The 21,806-nt window shown below is 44.1% G+C and carries 12 protein-coding genes and 1 pseudogene; 7 read left to right on the top strand and 6 right to left on the bottom strand.

Features of this window, described 5'->3' with window-relative positions:
- The first annotated feature begins 32 nt into the window (after positions 1–32).
- From ACGHVY_RS23155 to ACGHVY_RS23170, 4 genes are read left to right on the top strand one after another with little or no spacing between them, the layout of a single operon-like run.
- Positions 33–1,169, top strand: a complete 1,137-nt coding sequence (locus ACGHVY_RS23155; RefSeq protein WP_390601894.1) for an N-acetyltransferase — start codon at positions 33–35, stop codon at positions 1,167–1,169.
- 7 nt (positions 1,170–1,176) lie between these two features.
- Positions 1,177–3,054 carry a DNA topoisomerase IV subunit B gene (locus ACGHVY_RS23160; RefSeq protein ID WP_390601895.1) on the top strand — a complete coding sequence of 626 codons (1,878 nt, stop codon included), beginning with the start codon at positions 1,177–1,179 and terminating at the stop codon, positions 3,052–3,054.
- Positions 3,051–3,506, top strand: coding sequence for a pantetheine-phosphate adenylyltransferase (gene coaD / locus ACGHVY_RS23165; protein WP_308745043.1), 456 nt, complete (start codon positions 3,051–3,053; stop codon positions 3,504–3,506). The genes ACGHVY_RS23160 and coaD overlap by 4 nt, the downstream gene beginning before the upstream one ends.
- 20 nt (positions 3,507–3,526) lie before the next feature.
- Positions 3,527–5,116 (top strand): S41 family peptidase, encoded by a 1,590-nt coding sequence (locus tag ACGHVY_RS23170; RefSeq protein ID WP_390601896.1) that lies wholly within the window; start codon positions 3,527–3,529, stop codon positions 5,114–5,116.
- 98 nt (positions 5,117–5,214) lie between these two features.
- Here ACGHVY_RS23170 and rhuM read toward each other — a convergent pair.
- The 6 genes and pseudogenes from rhuM to ACGHVY_RS23200 all read right to left on the bottom strand — a co-directional run bounded on the left by rhuM (position 5,215) and on the right by ACGHVY_RS23200 (position 15,644).
- Positions 5,215–6,190 (bottom strand): annotated as a pseudogene (gene rhuM / locus ACGHVY_RS23175) (RhuM family protein).
- Between the two features lie 110 nt (positions 6,191–6,300).
- Positions 6,301–7,890: a glycoside hydrolase family 30 protein gene (locus ACGHVY_RS23180; RefSeq protein ID WP_390601897.1), complete on the bottom strand. Its 1,590-nt coding sequence runs from the start codon at positions 7,888–7,890 to the stop codon at positions 6,301–6,303.
- Between the two features lie 30 nt (positions 7,891–7,920).
- Entirely contained in the window at positions 7,921–9,546 is a 1,626-nt protein-coding gene (locus ACGHVY_RS23185; RefSeq protein ID WP_390601898.1) for a glycoside hydrolase, read from the bottom strand.
- Between the two features lie 10 nt (positions 9,547–9,556).
- The gene (locus ACGHVY_RS23190) at positions 9,557–11,164 is read right to left on the bottom strand and encodes a RagB/SusD family nutrient uptake outer membrane protein (protein ID WP_390601899.1); all 1,608 of its coding nucleotides are present in this window, start codon (positions 11,162–11,164) and stop codon (positions 9,557–9,559) included.
- Between the two features lie 22 nt (positions 11,165–11,186).
- Entirely contained in the window at positions 11,187–14,216 is a 3,030-nt protein-coding gene (locus ACGHVY_RS23195; protein ID WP_390601900.1) for a SusC/RagA family TonB-linked outer membrane protein, read from the bottom strand.
- Between the two features lie 21 nt (positions 14,217–14,237).
- The gene (locus ACGHVY_RS23200) at positions 14,238–15,644 is read right to left on the bottom strand and encodes a hypothetical protein (RefSeq protein WP_390601901.1); all 1,407 of its coding nucleotides are present in this window, start codon (positions 15,642–15,644) and stop codon (positions 14,238–14,240) included.
- A gap of 217 nt (positions 15,645–15,861) precedes the next feature.
- Here ACGHVY_RS23200 and ACGHVY_RS23205 point away from each other — a divergent pair, with 217 nt between their 5' ends.
- The 3 genes from ACGHVY_RS23205 (at position 15,862) to ACGHVY_RS23215 (ending at position 21,785) form a co-directional block, all read left to right on the top strand.
- Entirely contained in the window at positions 15,862–20,010 is a 4,149-nt protein-coding gene (locus ACGHVY_RS23205; protein ID WP_390601902.1) for a two-component regulator propeller domain-containing protein, read from the top strand.
- A 77-nt stretch (positions 20,011–20,087) separates the two neighbouring features.
- Positions 20,088–20,960 (top strand): helix-turn-helix domain-containing protein, encoded by an 873-nt coding sequence (locus ACGHVY_RS23210; RefSeq protein ID WP_390601903.1) that lies wholly within the window; start codon positions 20,088–20,090, stop codon positions 20,958–20,960.
- Between the two features lie 120 nt (positions 20,961–21,080).
- Entirely contained in the window at positions 21,081–21,785 is a 705-nt protein-coding gene (locus ACGHVY_RS23215) for a succinate dehydrogenase/fumarate reductase cytochrome b subunit (protein ID WP_308745033.1), read from the top strand.
- Positions 21,786–21,806: the final 21 nt, after the last annotated feature.

The following is a 21,806-nucleotide window of genomic DNA, read 5'->3' on the forward strand; positions in this document are numbered from 1 at the left end:
TATCTTTGTTCCCTCAATCATAAATACGAGATATGGCTATTACAATCAAGAAAGTCACCACAAAGAGTGAGCTGAAGAAATTTATCCGTTTCAATTACAGGATGTATAAGGACAACCCTTATTCCGTGCCCGACCTCTATGACGATATGCTCAATACGTTCAATAAAAAGAAGAATGCGGCATTCGAGTTCTGTGAAGCAGATTATTTCCTGGCATACCGGGATGATAAAATCGTAGGGCGCGTAGCCGCTATCATCAACAACCGTGCAAATGAGAAATGGGGCTGCAAGAATGTCCGTTTCGGATGGATAGATTTCATTGACGACCCCGAAGTCTCTTCCGCACTCATCAAGACCGTAGAAGACTGGGGAAAGGAACGGGGCATGACGCACATTGCCGGGCCTCTCGGATTTACCGATTTCGATGCGGAAGGAATGCTTATCGAAGGATTCGACCAACTCAGCACCATGGCTACCATCTACAACTACCCCTACTATCCGGTACACATGGAGAAACTCGGCTTTGAAAAAGACGCCGATTGGGTGGAATACCAAATCTACATTCCCGATGCCATCCCCGACAAACACAAGCGCATTTCCGAACTGATTCAACGGAAATATAATCTCAAGATAAAAAAATACACTTCCGGAAGGAAAATAGCCAAAGACTACGGACAGAAGATTTTCGAGCTGATGAACGAAGCATACAGCCCGCTCTACGGCTATTCTCCACTGACACAGCGACAGATTAACCAGTACGTGAAAATGTACCTGCCCATCCTCGACTTGCGTATGGTGACCCTTATCACCGATGCCAACGACGAGTTGGTCTGCGTGGGCATCTCCATGCCCTCACTGGCCGAAGCCCTGCAAAAATCGCACGGACGCCTGCTGCCCCTCGGATGGTTCTACCTGCTGAAAGCATTATTCATGAAACGCCGTGCCAAAATGCTTGATTTACTACTTGTTGCAGTGAAACCGGAATATCAGAACAAAGGTGTTAACGCTTTGTTATTTTCCGATTTAATTCCAGTTTATCAAAAATTAGGTTTTATCTTTGCGGAAAGCAACCCCGAACTGGAACTGAACGGAAAAGTCCAGGCACAATGGGATTACTTTGAGACTAAGCAACATAAGCGCCGCCGTGCGTTCATCAAAGAGATAAAATAAAACAACTATGAAAGAGAACGAATTGATACCTGTAGACAACAACAATGCAGTAGAGTACACTGACGACAACATCCGCCACCTGAGCGACATGGAACATGTGCGCACACGTCCCGGTATGTATATCGGCAGGCTGGGCGACGGCGCACACACCGAAGACGGAATCTATGTCCTCCTGAAAGAAGTAATCGACAACAGTATTGACGAGTTCAAAATGCAAGCCGGTAAGAAAATCGAGATTACCGTGGAAGAAAACCTTCGTGTCAGCGTCCGCGACTACGGGCGAGGCATTCCGCAAGGAAAACTGATCGAAGCCGTCAGCATGCTGAATACAGGTGGCAAGTACGACAGCAAAGCATTCAAGAAAAGTGTCGGACTGAACGGTGTCGGTGTGAAAGCCGTCAACGCACTGAGCTCCCGTTTCGAGGTACGCAGTTATCGCGACGGCAAAGTACGTATGGCCACCTTCTCCAAAGGAACCCTGCTGACTGACGACACCCAAGACACTGAAGAAGAAAACGGAACATATATCTTCTTCGAACCGGACAACACATTATTCCTGAATTACAGTTTCAAGCCCGAATTTATCGAGACGATGCTACGTAACTATACGTATCTCAACACAGGGCTTGCCATTATCTATAACGGACACCGCATCCTGTCACGCAACGGTCTCGTCGACCTTCTGAACGACAACATGACGGCCACCGGACTTTATCCGATTATCCACCTGAAAGGAGAAGACATCGAAATAGCCTTCACCCATACCGGACAATACGGAGAAGAGTATTACTCCTTCGTCAACGGCCAGCACACCACGCAAGGCGGTACACACCAAAGTGCTTTCAAGGAGCATATCGCCCGTACCATCAAGGAGTTTTTCAACAAGAACATGGACTACACCGATATCCGTAACGGACTGGTTGCCGCCATTGCCGTCAACGTGGAAGAGCCTATCTTCGAGAGCCAGACCAAAACCAAACTAGGTTCCACCAATATGGTTCCCGGTGGTGTGACGGTCAACAAATACGTAGGCGACTTCATCAAACAGGAAGTAGACAACTTCCTCCACAAGCACGCAGACGTAGCCGAAGCAATCCAGCAAAAGATACAGGAATCGGAAAAGGAACGTAAGGCCATCGCAGGCGTGACGAAACTTGCCCGCGAGCGTGCCAAGAAGGCGAACCTTCACAACCGTAAACTGCGCGACTGCCGCATCCACCTCAACGACCCGAAGGGAAAAGGGCTGGAAGAAGACTCCTGCATCTTTATCACCGAGGGAGACTCCGCCAGTGGTTCCATCACCAAAAGCCGTGATGTCAACACCCAGGCAGTATTCAGCCTTCGTGGTAAGCCGCTGAACTCTTTCGGCCTGACAAAGAAAGTGGTTTACGAAAATGAAGAGTTCAACCTGCTCCAGGCGGCTCTCAACATAGAGGACGGAATAGAGGGGCTGCGCTACAACAAAGTCATCGTAGCCACCGATGCCGATGTGGACGGCATGCACATCCGCCTGCTGCTGATTACTTTCTTCCTGCAATTCTTCCCCGACCTTATCAAGAAGGGGCATGTATATATCCTGCAAACTCCCTTGTTCCGCGTGCGCAACAAGAAAAAAACAAGCTATTGTTACAGCGAAGAAGAGCGCATCAACGCCATCAACGAATTAGGCCCGAATCCCGAAATCACCCGATTCAAAGGATTGGGAGAAATTTCGCCGGACGAGTTCAAGCACTTTATCGGCAAGGATATGCGCCTGGAACAAGTGACACTGCGCAAGACAGACGCAGTAAAAGAGCTTCTTGAGTTCTACATGGGCAAGAATACTATGGAACGGCAGAACTTTATTATAGACAACTTGGTTATAGAAGAAGACTTGGCATCATGAGAAGAGCAATATTCCCGGGTACTTTCGACCCCTTCACCATCGGACATTATTCGGTAGTGGAACGTGCACTTACCTTTATGGACGAGATTGTGATAGGAATCGGTATCAACGAGAACAAAAATACGTATTTCCCCATCGAGAAAAGGGAAGAAATGATTCGGGAACTTTATAAAGACGAACCTCGCATCACAGTGATGTCCTATGACTGTCTGACAATTGACTTTGCACAGGAAGTAGGAGCACAGTTCATCGTCCGCGGCATCCGTACCGTGAAAGATTTCGAGTACGAAGAGACGATTGCGGATATCAACCGCAAGCTGGCAGGCATTGAAACGATCCTGCTCTTCACGGAACCCGAACTGACCTGCGTCAGCTCCACCATCGTACGCGAGTTATTGACCTATAATAAAGATATCAGCCAGTTTATTCCCAAAGGAATGAGGATAAGCTGAGAATGGAGTAAAGTAAAATTATGAATAAGATTAAAATATACGTCCTTTTGGCTTGCCTGTGGACAGTATCAGCCGTACAGGCTCAGAATTTCGGTTCGGCTGCCATGCGCAAGCTGCAAATGGCAGAATTCGCCATCTCCAACTTCTATGTAGACAAAGTAGATGAAAACAAACTGGTAGAAGAAGCCATTATCAAAATGCTGGCACAACTCGACCCGCACTCCACCTACTCGGATGCAGAAGAAGTGAAGAAGATGAACGAACCGTTACAAGGCAACTTTGAGGGTATCGGTGTACAGTTCCAGATGATTGAAGACACCTTGCTAGTGGTGCAACCTGTCAGCAACGGGCCTTCAGAAAAGGTGGGCATCCTTGCCGGTGACCGCATTATCGCTGTCAACGACAGTGCCATTGCCGGAGTAAAGATGAATACGGAAGATATTATGAAACGCCTTCGCGGCCCGAAAGGCTCCAAAGTCAATCTGAAAATTGTCCGCCGTGGTGTACAAGACCCTTTGGTATTCACCGTAAAAAGAGATAAGATACCTATCCTCAGCCTTGACGCCTCTTACATGATTCAGCCCAAAACAGGCTATATCCGTATCAACCGTTTCGGAGCGACAACTGCCGAAGAGTTCAAGAAAGCAATGAAGGAGCTTCAAAAGCAGGGAATGAAAGATATGATTCTCGACCTGCAAGGTAACGGTGGAGGGTATCTCAATGCTGCCATCGACCTCGCCAACGAGTTTCTGGAACAAAAGGAATTAATCGTCTACACCGAAGGACGGACTGCCAAGCGCAGCGATTTCTACGCCAAAGGAAACGGGGACTTCCGTAATGGTCGCCTTATCGTATTGGTTGACGAATATACAGCTTCCGCCAGTGAAATCGTCAGTGGAGCAGTGCAGGATTGGGACAGAGGTATTATCGTAGGCCGCCGTTCTTTCGGCAAAGGATTGGTGCAACGTCCTATCGACCTTCCCGACGGCTCAATGATTCGCCTGACTATCGCCCGTTATTATACACCCGCCGGCCGCTGCATCCAAAAGCCTTACGACAGTTCGACAGATTACAACAAGGACTTGATAGAACGCTTCAACCACGGTGAGCTGATGAATGCCGACAGTATCCACTTCCCCGACTCATTAAAAGTACAGACCAAGAAGCTCGGACGTACCGTTTACGGTGGTGGTGGCATCATGCCGGATTATTTCGTGCCTATTGATACGACTCTCTACACGGATTATCACCGCAACCTGGTAGCCAAAGGCGTTGTTATCAAGTTCACCATGAAGTTTATCGAAGGACACCGGAAGGAATTAGCCAACAAGTACAAGAAATTCGAATCATTTAATGATAAGTTTATCATAGATGATGAAATGATGGCTACTTTGCGTGAAATGGGCGATAAAGAGGGCGTGAAGTTTAACGAAGAGCAGTACCAGAAATCGCTCCCGCTAATCAAGACGCAACTCAAAGCCTTGATTGCCCGTGACCTCTGGGATATGAACGAATATTTCCGGGTAATGAATACGACGAATGAGAGTGTGCAAAAAGCTTTGGAGATATTGAATTCGGATGAGTATCAGAAGAAATTGAAAGCAAATTAGCCCTGATATTGGCACTATAAAATATTTTGTGTAAATGAGAGACACCTTGTGGCGAGGTATCTCTCGTTATCTATATCACTCATTAATAAGACCTGAATTCAATTATTCTTATTAATCAAATTGATTACTACCTTCACCATCACGTCCTTTTCTTCCGTCCGACTTTCGGCAATCATTAACGTAAGTGCTACTAGCGTATTGTTGCCGATTAACTTCGAACCGTCGGATTTATATAATATACCGTTCTTCTCCAGAAACCAAAGGAACAGAAAAGCGGCAATACGCTTGTTGCCGTCACTAAACGAATGATTCTTCACGACAAGGTAAAAGCATCGCTGCTTTCTCTTCAACGCTCGGATAAAGTTCTTCTCCACCGAATGTCTGATAAATGGTATTGATAGAACTTTTGAATGACTGGTCCTTTTCATTTCCAAACAAATCACTGCTTCCGAACTTTTCCTGCAAAAGGTGAATGGCTTCCATAGCTTCTTCATAGGTGGCACGGAATTCCCAGGTAGGAGTAGTGGAGTCCACTTCCAATTGTTGATAGTCATATTTATCGAGCGTATCCAGACCGTAAGTGTAATCGGTAATCACACGCAATAGTCCATTGGCTTCATCCAACGTCAATTGTTTGTGTTCGATGACATTAGAAAGAAGGCGCACGGTGTTCTTCAAATCTTCCAGTTGAGCAGCTTTGGCTTGCTGATTAACGGCATAACCTTTAATCAGATAATCCTTTAACACTTTGTTTGCCCAGATACGAAATTGGGTGCCGCGTTGCGACTTTACACGATAGCCGACGGAGATAATTACATCCAGATTGAAATAATCTACTTGATATATCTTTCCATCAGAAGCAGTTGTTGCATTTTTTGCAACAACTGAACTTCTGTCTAGCTCACCTTCTCTAAACACATTACTTATATGTCTTGATATCACCGATTTGTCACGATCAAAAAGTTCTGTTATCTGACTCAATGTCAGCCACACCGTCTCATTCTCCAACTTCACATCAATGGACATTTTTCCATCCTTGGTCTGATAAATGACAATATTTCCTCTATTGTCCATAAAATGCCTCCTTTTTTATGCATTGTGCCCCTCCATTACCTTCGTAGTAATGGACGGACACACAAATGTACAGCTTTCAAAAAGAAATAAAAAGATAAAGCCGTTTTTAGTTATTTGTTCTGAAGAGTTACAATAGAGCGCGCCGGAATCTGAACAATCTTTCCACTTTTCACTATCCCCACCGGAAGCAAGTCTTCCCCTTCTTTATCTGAAGTACGATAAATCTGCCATTGTGCATTTCCTACTTTTTCTTCATCAATAGAAAACTCTTTTTCTTCATTGGCATAATTAATAACTACCATCACATACGTTCCGTCTACATTCTTATAAGCAGAACACATCAATCCTTGTTGGTCGGTATCACCATCGGGAATCAAAGCACCTGTCTTATCGAAAGCCGAGACGGATAACCGTACAGCTCCCGGACGGATAAAGCGACTGTAATTTCCCAAAGCCCACATGAGTTTGGAGTCTTCTACCCTGCCATCCAAGAAGTTATCGCCCGTTGTGTATTCACGAATCAATCCGTCTTTGTAGTCACCACCGATGGCACGCCACCATTGCCAGCTCTTAGCTTTGGCATATACGATGTCATGATGGATGATACGGGCTACATAGAGCGCAGTTTTCATCGTACGGTCGAAGCCGTTTCCGCCGCCGATTTCTTCATCATTACCCATGATGCAAGTCTCTGTCTGCCAGAAGTCGACATTATGCTTGTCCAATGTATCGCGCAACTGACAACGGATATTGCGCAGTTCGCTCAATGGCGTAGTAGTCCAGTAACTATGTCCAAGCATCAGTCGGGGAACATTCGGTGTATCTCCCAAGTACGTATCCACACTATCCCGACAAAAGAAAGCCTGAATCTGATACCCCCGCTGCCAGTCCGTTTCGTGAGTGCGGAACATACAACGGTAGTCGGAAGACTCATTGACAAGAATCTGTGTATCCATATTCCGGTTTACGAACTCTTTGCTCAACAAGCGGACGGTATGAGCTACCTCCCTGTTTGTTGCCGGACAGCCTTCCTGTTTCGGCCCCACCCAGTTCCAGTGCCCGTCCGGTTCGTTGAAAGGACAAATGTAATCAAATTTGATACCGTCATGCTCTTCTACCCCTTGCACTACGTCTGCCAGAAAACGGGCGTACTTTTCGTAACAGTCCGGCTTCAAGTTAGCCGTGCCGCCACGACCGGTATTGGTAGCCAACCCGTTCTGCGTATAATACACAGGGGGAGAGTTCAAGAAAGCAAGGAATTTGTTCACTCCCCGTTCCTTTGCCAGTTTCAGGAAGTTGCGCTGTCCCTGTTGCTTGTTCCAGTCGTATGTTCCGTCAGCGTTGAGGAAACATTCGGCACGCATCCAGGGGGAAGCAATCTGACTGGCTTCGCCCTGTTCAGTACTGCCTGCCCCGACGTTGAAACGCCAGAGGGAGAGACCGATACCTTTCGGCTGTCCGTTCGCGTCGTTTTCGGTGCTGAATAGCCAGTCGGCAATCTGATTCTGCTTTTCCTGCGGCCAAAGTCCAATGAATTGCATACTCCAGGCATCGGAAGCACTGAAGTATGCCATCGTTTGACAGGGTTTGTCCGTTTCTATCTGAAAATTGATATCGGGAGCAGGACGGGAAGAACATCCACCCGCCATACCTGCGATTGAGAAGAAGCCTAAAGCGGCTAAGAGCGTTTTACCTTTCATAGTCTAATCTAATACCTGTTGAAAACCATTTTATTGAAGAGTATAAATAAAGGTAGATATACCTTTAGCAGGTACCACACCTTTATTATAGCCGGGTTCACGTTTCAAGTCCTTTGCTTCAGAAGTAGTGTATTGTTCAAAACCACCCACTTCTTTACCTAATCCTTCAAACGTATTATTTATTTCCGCACGCTTATCGGTCATATTTGTATATACCACTACCAGTTTATCTTTCTCCGGTGAAATATAAGCTGTAGCAAAGAAATCCTTCGTTTCTTCTTCCATCTTTAAATCAATACGCTGATAACCTGGACGCACAAATGCACTGTAATTACCCAATACCCAAAGATTTTTGCTGGCCTTATAAGTGCCGTTAGTAGCCAGATCCTCATAGCTTTCGCCGTCTTTTCCATCGGGAGAAAGGCGAATCAGATAAAAACGGCTCTTCTGATTCCAGCGTTCACGGCTACAAGTGGTCCAGTACGACCAGGAACTGACATTGGCTGTAGCCAAATCCTGATGAATCACTTTCGCCATACTCAAAGCCAGATCCATATAAGAAGCATCTCCATAACTAGCATAGTCTTCATAGTTTTCGCTCAACATACTCCATTCTGTCTGATAGACTTTCAAACCGTATTGTTCTGCTTTTGACTTGACGGAAGAACGGACAGAATACATATTACTCCAGTTTGTATCCAACCAATAGCTATGTCCGCAAATCAACTTTGGCAAATGAGCCAAATCACCGATATAAGTATCCGTGTTACCGGGATTAAAGAACGCTTCGATTACATCGCCGCGGGCACTTCCGGCATCACCATTACCATAAAGGTAATCCCATTTTCCGGCTTCAGCCAATAGCATCTGAATATCAGTCAACCCCTTCGCCGTCAGACTTGCATCTAGCGCCTTAGCTAGTGTTGCCACTTCCGTGTTCTGCCAGGCAGAACCTTCTTGCTCATTTCCATTCCAGTTATACTGAGGTTCATTAACCGGACTAATATGGCTTATATTGTAGCCTTCATCCACAAAATGCTTGGCACAAGTAGCTAAAAAGTCAGCAAAATCATCATAATGTTCCGGTTTTAAATTACTCCAGGCTCCTTTGTCTGAACGCGCCTGACCATTATAGGTATAATACACAGGCGGCGTATTACTGAACAGCACAAACGACTCACAACCATACTCTTTTGCTTTTTCCATGAAATATCTTCGTCCGGCAGACTTAGACCAGTCATAACCACCGTTTGCACCTGTCAGGAAGCACTCGACACGACGCTCTTTCTTATCTGAGACAATACCACTCGCATCATCTTGTTCTTCAGAACCTCCTCCTAAATTAAACCGCCACATGGACAGGCCGATGCCTGATGAATTTCCTTTATCGTCAACGTCGCAGGAGAAAAGCAATCTGGCAATAGCTTCCTTATTGGAAGTACTCCAATATTTACCCACATACTCCATATCCCATGCATCGGAAGAAGCAAAACCATCAATAGTCTGATATACTGTTGAAGCGTCAATAGTTACATTGATAGTAGTATCAGTCGGCAACTTAACTTCATATTCCGGCACGAATGTATATTCGTCATTACATGCGCAGAGCCCTGCCGCCATGCATGAAAGTCCTATAAATAAATTTCTGTGTTTCATAATGATTTAATTAATTATATCCGGGATTCTGTACTATGCTACCATTACTCTGGGTAATCTCTGTTGTAGGAATTGGGAACACTAAGTCACGCTCTTCCTTGAAGTTGCGCCCTTTAGAGCTACTCTCTTTTTGATTACCAACTTCATATGGATCGGCAGACTCTTCTGTATTATATTTTACAAATGAGCCATTCGGTCCCATAATATCACTCATTACAGACTTACCACTATCATTCTTCCAACGACGGATATCAAACAACCGCTGATTCTCCAAAGCCAGTTCAAGACGACGTTCCCGGCGTATGGCGTCACGAAGAGCAGTTCCATCTGATTCTACCGGGTCCAGTTCAACACGGTCTCTTACCTTATTCAATGCCCAGCGGGCCTGTCCGTCATCTCCCAATGCATTTTCAACCTCAGCATACATCAACAACACGTCCGCATAACGCAAAATACGATAGTTCAACGGATTATGAGATGCATCATAAGGTTCCGGACGTTGGCTATGAGGAATGTACACCTTACGGGTCACACGACCTGATTTATGCGAAGTAGTAGAAACCGAATAAGGTACAGTAGCCGACCAGTGAGAATCGCCTGGTACGCTTGTCGCTTTATCTTTAATAATAGTCCATTTCAAACGAATATCATCACCTGCATCTTTGAAAGCTTCTTCGAGATTGCTAGTAGGCAGTCCCCATGCCCAGCCTCCATCATCACGAGAACCACAAACGACAGGCATTCTAAGTCCTAAATTATAAGCTATGTCACTATTAGTCTGTACTTCAAACAAAGATTCGACGCTGTTGTTATGAGATATGCTCCATACATCTCCAAAATCATCTAATAAATCATACCCTTGTGACGCATGGCCGTTCAATCCCATCACTTGCTCCAACATATCTTCTGCTTCTTCATATTTCTCTTGATAGAGATAAACTTTCGCCAACAAGCCTTGTGCCGCCCCTTTGGTCGCACGGCCCAAATCTGCACCGGAATATTCACTTTTAACCGGCAGGATGCCCGCAGCATCTTTCAGGTCATTCTCAATCTGAGTATATACCTCTGCTGTAGAAGCACGCTGAATACCTTCTACTTCAACAGGCATCTTCATTCCCAACACCATAGGTACACCACCAAAATATCTCACCAAATCAAAGTATTGATAAGCACGCAGGAACTTTGCCTCAGCCACATAACGGTCTCTTAACGATTCATCTTCAAACTCTACACCCGGTATTCTTTCAATTGCAATATTACATCGTAATATACCTTTGTAACGGTATTGCCAGAAGTTCTGGCTACATTCTCCCCCACCATAAGCATCTCCCGTAAAGAAGGCCAAATCTTCGTAAGCACCCTGATCCTCACCTGTATTACCTACCCACATATCATCCGTGCACATGTCACCACACAGGTAAAACTTCTGTACCTGCCACCAGTCATCCCAAAATATGGACTGATAACACCCTGTAATCTGTTGCTTACATTGATCTTCATTGATAAAATACTCACCTAAATCCTGCTGTCCAAGTACAGGTGTATCCAAAAAATCAGAACAGCCGGTCAAGGATAATGTAGAAGCGGCTATAACCAAGCCTAAAATATATTTTTTCATATTCTTATCTCCGTTAATAACATTAGAAATTCATGTTGATTCCCAAAAGGTATGTACGCGGGTTGGGATATCCCGCCCAGTCAATACCCGACTCTGTCACTTTTCCCTCAGTACCCAAAGCTGCCGCTTCAGGATCCATTCCTGAATATCCGGTAATAGTAAACGGATTCTGTGCCGAGAAAGAAAGGCGCAATGAAATCTTCTTTGTCCATTTCTTCGGCAATGTATATCCTATCTGCAATTGTTTGCAGCGTAAATAAGAACCGTCTTCCACATAGAAAGAAGAAACACGGGTCCAATTCTGGTTAGCGTCATTATAGGACAGGCGAGGCAAATCATAACTTGTCCCTTCACCATGCCAGGAAGCATTATAAGTTCCAGCATATACATTCTCACCAGATACACCCGAGTGACGTCCTTTGGTCGTATTGTACACATCGTTCCCTATCGTTCCGTAGAAGTTGGCTGCAAAGTCTATGTTTTTCCATGATAAACGGGCATTAATACCAATCATCAGATCAGGGAACGCATTTCCAATGAAAGTCTTGTCGTTGTCATCCAACTTTCCGTCATGATTCAAATCCTTGAAACGAATGTCTCCCGGTTGTGCATTCGGCTGAATCCGCGTACCATATTCATCAGTATGTGCATTCACCTCCGTCCAGTTCTGGAAAATTCCGTCAGCTATATATCCGTAGAAACGACTAATCTCGCCCCCTTCTTCATTGCGGATGATGTAATCTCCATTGAAACTACCGGCATTAATCGGAGTAGAACCCAATAATTTAATAGCTTTGTTCTTGACAGAAGACAAGTTCACACCAATCCCGTAATCGAAATCACCTTTGCGATCTTCCCAATTGACAGAAAGTTCCCAACCGGTAGCTCTCATCTTACCTACATTTTCCCACATTTGACCGTTCCACATCGGGAAACCCAATATCAGCATATTGTCCTTTTTCAGTAACATATCATGAGATTCTTTACGGAACCATTCTGCAGTTACCGACAAACGTTTTTTCAAGAATGCCATATCAATACCGACATTGTAATCTTCTACAGTCTCCCATCTAATCAACGAGTTACCTATTGAGCCTACCGCCGTACCTATTTCACGATTGCCACCGAAAACATAGTCTGCAGCCCCGATAGTGGACTGATAAGCAGAATTGTCAATATTTTGATTTCCTACACGTCCCCATCCGCCGTGAATCTTCAAATTATCAAATATATGCTGCCGCTTCATAAATGGTTCCTCAGAAATACGCCACGCTGCAGACACTGCAGGAAAAGTTGCATACTGGTTGTCTTTCATAAATTTGGAAGAACCGTCCACACGAATAGAAGCAGTCAGATAATAACGATCGTTATAATTATACATCACACGACCTAAATAAGAAATCAATGAAGAATACGCATTTACACCTGCTGTTTGTGGATTCTGTGTACCAGCCGAAACATAGTGCAGGTTCTCTTCATTAGTAGGCGTACGTTCCTTGGAGCCTTCCAACCAATATTCCTGAAAACGTTCCATCGTATATCCGGCCATCACATTCAAATTGTGCTTCCGGTTGAAGCTCTTAATCCAGTTTACCGTATTTGTCCAGTTCCAGTCTACCCAATTATCCGTCTTACGATAGGCTTTACTGTAATCGGATTTCTCCAACGTATCTATATTGAAAGCAGGAGTGAATTCATCCGAAATACGGAAGCGGGCGTTCACACCGAACTGTGAACGGATTACCAACCCCTTAACCGGTTCAATGTTTACATAAGGATTGGCCAATAAACCATATTCATCGCTGTGTTTGTCCATACGTGCCAACTGCGCAACCGGATTCCATACCAAATTATTGCTGGAACGTGCGTAATTATCGTATACATTAGTAGTCCACTCGCTTTGAGAACGCATGATAGGAGTAGTCGGATCCATAGCCATTATGTTCCCCAACAGATTTGGAGTATCTGTCCAATTCTCATATTTCGGAGTGAAATCAATACCCGCTTTCACTATGCTATTAAAAGTATACTCCATACTGAAACGTGCAGTCAGCTTCTGCCAGTTACCAACAGTATATTGCGAGTCTTGTCCGAAGTAACCGATATTAGCCGAATAGAGCAATTTATCCGTACCACCCGAGAAATTAAAGTTATAATTATGAATCAATGCTGTCTTCTTCATACTTTCATCCCACCAGTCCGTGCCTTCTGCGTCGGTAATATTCTCTTTACTATTGTAACGCGGTTCGGCATTATCATTGATATAACGCGCCTTAAACACATATTCGTACTCGGAAGCTTTTGCCATATCCGGCTTTTTCAGTGTCTGAAACCCGGCAGAAGCAGAGAAACCAAACTGAGTAGCTCCCTTTTTACCTTTCTTGGTAGTAATAAGGACAACACCATTAGACCCACGTGTACCGTAAATAGCTGCTGCAGAGGCATCTTTCAGAACTTGCATAGATTCAATATCATTCTGATCGAGAAAATTAATATTAGTTCCCACCGGCATTCCATCCACTACATATAATGGGTCAGAACCATTGACAGTAGATACACCACGGATAATGACACGAGGTGAAGTTCCCGGACCGCCGCCACCAGTAATCTGTACACCATTAATCTTTCCCTGCAAAGCATTCATCGCGTTACCACCAGCCAACTTCCTCAGTTCATCGCCCTTGATGGCAGATATAGAACTTGTCAGATCGCTCTTTTTCACAGCACCATAACCGATAACAACAACTTCCTCCAAAGCTTGTGTATCGTCCTCCATCACGACATTGATTATGCTTTTCCCATTGACTCTGATTTCCTGCGTCTTATACCCGATCATGGAGAACACAATAGTCGCATCCCCGGAAACATTAGCCAATGTGTAATTTCCATCCAAATCAGTAACAGTTCCATTGGTCGTACCTTTCACCAAAACAGTCAAACCAATCATTGGTTCCTTATCACTCGCTGCAATAGCAGTACCAGTCAGACTTCCCTGCTGAGCATAAAGGCTCAGCGTAAAGAACGATAATAACAAAAATAGATATCGCTTCATGTTTTTATAGCATTATTTTAATTATTTCTTCAACAACTTAGACTGAACAAGATGTGTATCAAAGATAAAAGTGTATGTACCTACCGGCACCTTTTTCGATGAGTCATTGACACCTGTTGCAAATGATTCATTTTTACCATCAAACCGCCAGCCGGGTTCCAACCAGTCACCCGCTGCACTATAAGGAGTTATTGTTACATCAAAAGAGTCTTGTTTACTCCAAGTCAGTTCAGCGGTAAGACAATGTGGATTATCAGAATCCTGAGTCAATTCATACACATTTTTAGGTCCGTCCCAGCCTTTGGCATTATCAAACCATCCACCGACAAAGCCCATTTTGAGTCCGTCAATCACCGGTACTCCCGGATCATAAGCTTCTACTTCATAAACTCCCTCTTCAGTATTGAAGTTTATTTCATAATAACCCTTTTCCGGCAAAATAATCGGTTGTATATCTCCAGAGATACCTGTTAATTTTCCCGGATTATTTATATCGTCACCAAAGCAGATACTAAAACTATATTTACTTGTAATAAAACGAATCGGAGTATTTGCCGCAGGTGAATAGCAACGAGCCTTATAAGTAAAGTTTGCAACACGTTCTATGGGCATTGGAACTCCCCATACGTCATTCCCTGTAAGCAACTTAGTATCTGTTCCCTCAAAATCAACCAAATACATGTTCTCATAATCTTTCACTCTGGAAACAAGTACTGAATAATTCTTCTCCGCAACATTGCCCAAAGCATCAACAGCACGTATTACTAAAGTGTAAGTCCCTGTTTTGTCAGAAGGAAAGACTATGGTAGTTTTCAATGTTCCTTTTTTCAAATCTTCTCCTTCAACATCTACATGTTCCAAAATATCCAAATCGGGGACAGCCAACTCCAGATAATCCAATTCTTTATTATCCTCCGCTGTAAACCAGAAAGTTTTAGAAGTTCCTTCAGATAATACAATATTTATATTATCACTCAGAAGACCGATAGAAGGTTTTAAAACCGGCTCTGTATAATCACCATCCATTGTTATCAATACATCATCCTCTACAGTGCGTCCGCCCAGGTCGGTTACAGTTATCTTTACACTGAAACTCTCCCCTTTAGTCTTCTCAGGAATAGTGAAACCATAATTCAGGTTATATTCATACAATGGTTCAGAATAAAGAGCCAGCAATTCAATCGTTTTATCCAGATAAAGTTCATCAGATTGTAATCTAATTGAACGGATACCGTCCTTATCCGCTATCTTACCGGTAATTTTAAATTCATATCCTGTCAAAGTACGGATATGTCCGGAAGTTAATTCAAGAGTTGGAGACTGTCCATCTACATCTTTGTAGTCTTTATCATCACTGCATCCAACCAATAAGGCCGTAGCCGAAAGGAAAGTCCACAAAACCGTGCCATGCAACAATTTAGCTTTCATAATAATTAGTATTTAATGATTAATATTGTCTTAGTACGATTTATCTATATATGAATATTTTAAATCGACATCACAAATTTAGACCATTCCTATTATAAAAACAGATAAAAATCATGCAGAGAAGCATCACAAATCATGCAATGCACGATTTACATACGCTAAATAAAATATTTATTCCTATTTTTGAACCTGTAAATGAAACGAATAGGCACGAGTTATGAGAAAACACATTGCGTTTGGCACTTTATTTCTTTTCCTGTCTTTATTATCAGTCTCCCAACTGATAGCGCAACCTTATTCTGTAAAACGGTTGGGTATTGAGCAAGGACTTTCTAATAATTATGTAGTCAGTATCGCGCAGGACAAGCAAGGGTTCCTGTGGTTTGCCACGGAAGAAGGGCTCAATAAGTTTGACGGCACCCGTTTCATCACCTTTTATAAGAACGACCCGTCCAAGAATTCCCAAAGTATCACCGGGAATGAACTTAACCGGATATATGCCGACCCGGAACGTCCCATTGTATGGATTGCTACGCAACGTGACGGGTTAAATGCCTACAATTATCATTCGCTGACATTTACCGCTTATCAGCATGACCCGCAGAATCCGCATAGCCTGATAACAAACGATGTCACGGATATAGCCGCTTCCACAGAAAGTATGGACGGATTATGGATAAGTACTTATTATAGAGGCATAGACTATCTCAATACTACCACCGGACAGTTCACGCATTACAACAAGACAACCGTTCCGGCATTAGGCTGCGAACAGACATGGACCGTATTAGATGGTGGAGACGACAATCTTTATATCGGACATGTGAACGGAGGTTTCAGCATACTTTCCTTGAAAGACAAGAGTGTAAGGAACTTCAAAAATGAACCGGACAATCCCAACAGCCTGCCTGGGAATGATGTACGGACTATACTAAAAGACAATAACGGAAATATATGGCTTGGGACAGACAACGGTCTGGCCCTCTATAATGCCACGACCCAAAACTTTATAACCTTCCGTCAGAATCCGAACGACAAACATGGTACACTCTCCAGCCGCATCTTCTCTATCAAGCAACTGAATGATAATAAATTATGGATTGCGTCCGAATTGAACGGTATCGCCATACTCGACCTGAAGCAGAGCCAGTTCTTTTCACCCAGACAGATTACTTTCGAATTCCTCCGGGAAGGGGATGACAACCGTAGTCTCTCCAATGCCAGTGTGCGGTATATCTATCAGGATTCTTTCAATAACATTTGGATTGGAACATGGGGTGGCGGCATCAACTTTATCAGCAGTGAGCCCTCTTTATTCACGACTATTGATTATTCTCCTATCCCCGACAATGAGAACAGTCTGAACAATAAGGTGGTAAGCAGTATCTGCGCTGATAGGCAGGGGCGTCTGTGGGTAGGTACGGACGGCGGCGGAATCAATGTTTTTGAGAATAACAGACGGATTGCCATTTATAAGAAAGAGACGGGAGATTTACAGGCAAACTCTGTGCTGAGCGCTTTCCGTGATTCCAGAGACAATCTATGGTTCGGCGCTTTTCAAGGAAGTATCAGCCATTATAACACCCGGACAAAGACATTCCGTTCAATCTCCCCAATGGGTAAATCGAATCTGGATGTCCGTGCCTTTTACGAAGACAACCAGCACCGTATCTGGATAGGATGCAGTGAAGGGATATTCGTCTACAATCCCGACAATATGGAAGTCATTCAACATTACCACACCGGCAACAGCGAACTGCACGGCAACTTCATCCGAAGCATCGCACAGGATGACAAAGGACGTTTTTGGATTGGTACATTCGGCGATGGAATGGGGGTTTATTCACCGGATTTCCACTTGGTCAAGAAGTATATCCAAAGAGAGGGCTTCTGCTCCAACACTATCAATCATATCTATCGGGACAAACAAAAAAGAATGTGGATAGCTACCGGAGACGGATTAGTATGTTTCAACCCTGCAAGCGATTCGGATTACAAGACTTACCAGCGTAAAGACGGGCTCGTCAATACGTGCATCCAAGCCATCACCGAAGACCAGGCAGGAAATATCTGGTTCAGCAGCAACAAAGGTATCGGCTGCTATGTGACGAAGAAAGATTGTTTCTATTACTACGGTCACTCAGACGATGTGCCTGCCGGAAGCTTCATGAGTGCCAGTGTAGCAAGGAATATGGACGGTTCTATCTACTTCGGCTCTATCAACGGCGTGTGCTGCTTCACTCCCAACATCACGATGAGCGAACTTAAAACGCCACCGGCTATCATCACGGAAATGAAAATATTCGAGCGGCTGGACAATCAGGAGAACAATGACACCTTTGTCTCCCTATTGGAAGGAAAAGAAGTGGAACTGACCCATGCCCAGAATACATTCAGCCTGACATTCAATGTACAGAACTACTCCCTTGTCAACCAAATGGAGTATGCCTATATGCTGAAAGGGCTCGAAAACTCATGGTACACCGTCAACGAGAACAACAGCGTCACTTTCCGGAATATCCCGCCGGGGAAATATGAGTTCCTTATCAAGGCGCGGGTGCATAACCAGGAATGGCCGGACGAAGCGACTTCGCTCACCATCCGGATTAATCCCCCTCTTTGGCTGACGTGGTGGGCGAAGCTAGTCTATATACTGGTATCTATCAGCATCATCTACCTTATTCTGCACGCTTACAAGAAGAAGCTGGATTTGGAAAGTCTCTACACACTAGAGAAAAAGAACCACGAACAAGAACAGGAGTTGAACCAGGAACGTCTGCGTTTCTACACAAATATCACCCATGAGCTACGCACACCGTTGACATTAATTCTCGGCCCTCTGGAAGATATGCAGAAAGACCAGTCCCTTCCGGTGAAACAGGCGCAGAAGTTGTCCGTCATTCATCAAAGTGCGCTCCGGTTGCTCAATCTGATTAACCAGATATTGGAGTTCCGCAAGACGGAGACGCAGAACAAGAAACTATGTGTCTGCAAAGGCAATATTGCACCTCTTATCTACGAGACAGGGCTTAAATACAAGGAACTCAACCAGAAAACAAAGATTGACTTCCGGATTCAGATAGAAAAAGAGGAGATGCTTCTTTTCTTTGACAAGGAAATCGTTACCATTATTCTGGATAATCTGATTTCCAATGCTATCAAATATACAGAACAGGGATGCATCACACTGAGTCTTTATCAAACGGCACGCAATGAAGTGGCTTATACGGAGATTAAAGTCAGCGATACCGGATACGGAATTTCAGCCGAGGCTCTGCCGCATATTTTCGACCGTTATTATCAGGAAAGCGGTTCGCATCAGGCGTCCGGAACAGGTATCGGACTAGCTTTGGTCAGAAATCTCGTGGAACTGCATGAAGGGGAAATTCGCGTTGAGAGTACGCAAAACGAAGGGAGTACTTTCTATATCAGTCTGCTGACGGATAATATCTACCCAAATGCGTTACACACCGATTCAACAGAACTGGCTGAAAAGGAAGAAAGGCGGGATGCTGTCTCGAAAGATATACAGGATGCAGCAATGGATAGCGGCAAACCTATCCTGTTGATTGTAGAAGATAATGAGGAAATACAAAACTACATTGCCGAGTCTTTCTCAGATTCTTTTGAAGTCATCACAGCCAACAATGGCGAAGAAGGGAAACAACAGGCTCTCGACCATATTCCCGATATTATAGTCAGCGATATTATGATGCCTGTCATGGACGGTATCACGCTATGCCGGCAGTTGAAAGATGATGTACGTACAAGCCATATTCCTATCATACTGTTGACCGCGAAAGATTCCTTGCAGGACAAGGAAGAAGGATACGAGGTAGGGGCAGATTCTTATCTGACGAAGCCGTTCAGTGCTTCGTTGCTGCGCAGCCGCATCAATAATCTGCTTGAATCAAGGAAGAAACTGGTTGCACAATTCCAGTCGCAGCCTACTCCAAACAGTCATACAGCCTTAAATGAGAAACGTACGCTGATTACCGAAGCGCTGAGTAAACTTGACAATGAATTTATCGGAAGGATTACACAATTAATTGAAGAGAACCTTTCCTCGGAAAAGATTGATATCACTTACCTTTCAGATAAGATGTGTATGAGTAGTTCTACCCTTTACCGGAAAATGAAAGCGTTGACCGGACTGTCGACCAATGAATACATCCGAAAAGTAAAAATGGAGAATGCGGAACGCTTATTACTTGAAGGAAAATACAACATTTCCGAAATTGCTTACAAGGTAGGAATGAACAGTACAGGATATTTCCGCCAATGTTTTAAAGATGAGTTCGGTGTTTCTCCTTCGGATTATCTGAAACAAATCAAGAATCATATAAAACATTTCACTGAAACATAAATACAAGAAAACATTTCATTTTCCGCAAAAAAGCTTATCTTTGTTCCCCGAAGATAACAATTCATGAAATAAAACTCATGCCAGGAGATTCTTTTTGCATACAATATACAAACTGTGAAGGATGCCCCAGAGCCGCAGAGAACATCCTTGCACATAAAAACTTACCTAAGGGAGAGCATATCCCGAAGGATAAGTGTACGCAAAACTGTATGATTTTTATGATAAAAGGCGAGCTGCTTATCAATAGCGAAGAATATCCGGGAAACATATTGCGTGAAAAACAGTTCATCCTGCAAGCCATCGGCTCAAAGATAGAAATTCTGGCACTTACAGATGTCGAATACATTGTGTACTGGTTCAACGAACTGCCGTTGCTTTGCGAAGACCGTTACAAGGAAGTGATGGAACAAGCAGAAGCCCCTCTCACCTATACTCCGATGATTATGAGCGAAAGGCTCTTTCATCTAATCACCAGTATGCCCGAATTCCTCAATGAGGAATCCCCTTGCAGCAAATACATTGAGCTGAAGTGCAAAGAGCTGGTTTTCCTGATTACCAACTTCTACCCCTTGCCGCAATTAAGTTCTTTCTTCTACCCTATCAGCACCTACACGGAAAGTTTCCATTACTTCGTGATGCAAAATTACAGCACTGTGAAGAACGTAGAAGAATTTGCACATCTGGGCGGTTATACCACCACTACTTTCCGCCGGCTTTTCAAGAACCTCTACGGTGTACCTGTGTACGAATGGATACTGGAGAAGAAGCGAGAAGGTATCCTGGAAGACCTTCAACACACTAAAATGCGCATAACGGAAATCTGCAACCGATACGGATTCGATTCCCTGTCCCACTTTGCGCACTTCTGCAAAGACTCTTTTGGCGACACTCCCCGCGCGCTGCGCAAGAAGGCAGCCAGCGGTGAAAAAATCGGAAAGATTGCCGATTAAGGAATTATTTCTTTAATTCCTTGCTCAATCAATCTATTTCCCCTATTTTTGCAGACTGTAAGAGGTGTAAAACGTCGAAATTTTAGTTCTAACAATTAAATAATTTAAATTCAATCATTTATGTGGTTAAGTAATTCATCTGTAGGAAGGAAAGTGGTGATGAGCGTTACCGGTATCGCCCTTGTCCTGTTTCTAACATTTCACATGGCGATGAACTTGGTTGCAATCATCTCGGCTGATGGTTACAACATGATCTGTGAATTCCTGGGAGCAAACTGGTATGCGTTAGTGGCTACCGCAGGATTGGCTGCTCTTTTCATCATTCACATCATCTACGCATTCTGGCTGACAATGCAGAATCGCAGAGCGCGTGGTAGCGAACGCTATGCAGTGACCGACAAGCCTAAAACTGTAGAATGGGCTTCCCAGAACATGCTGGTGTTGGGTATTATCGTAATCGTAGGTCTTGGCCTGCACCTCTTCAATTTCTGGGCAAAAATGCAGTTGCCGGAACTGATGCACAACATGGGCATGCACGCTGACACACTGACGCTGGCTTATGCCGCTAACGGCGCTTATCACATCCAGCAGACTTTCTCCTGCCCGGTTTACGTAGTTCTTTACCTCGTTTGGCTGTTTGCGCTGTGGTTCCACCTGACTCACGGTTTCTGGAGCTCCATGCAATCACTGGGATGGAACAACAAAGTATGGATTAGCCGTTGGAAATGCATCTCCAACATCTACTCTACAATTGTTGTACTCGGTTTCGCCCTCGTAGTAGTGGTATTCTTCGTGAAAACGCTGATTTGCGGCGGTGCTTGCTAAATAGGATATTGTAAATGATTA

Source organism: Bacteroides sp. f07, assembly GCF_042854785.1.
Classification (GTDB): Bacteria; Bacteroidota; Bacteroidia; order Bacteroidales; family Bacteroidaceae; genus Bacteroides.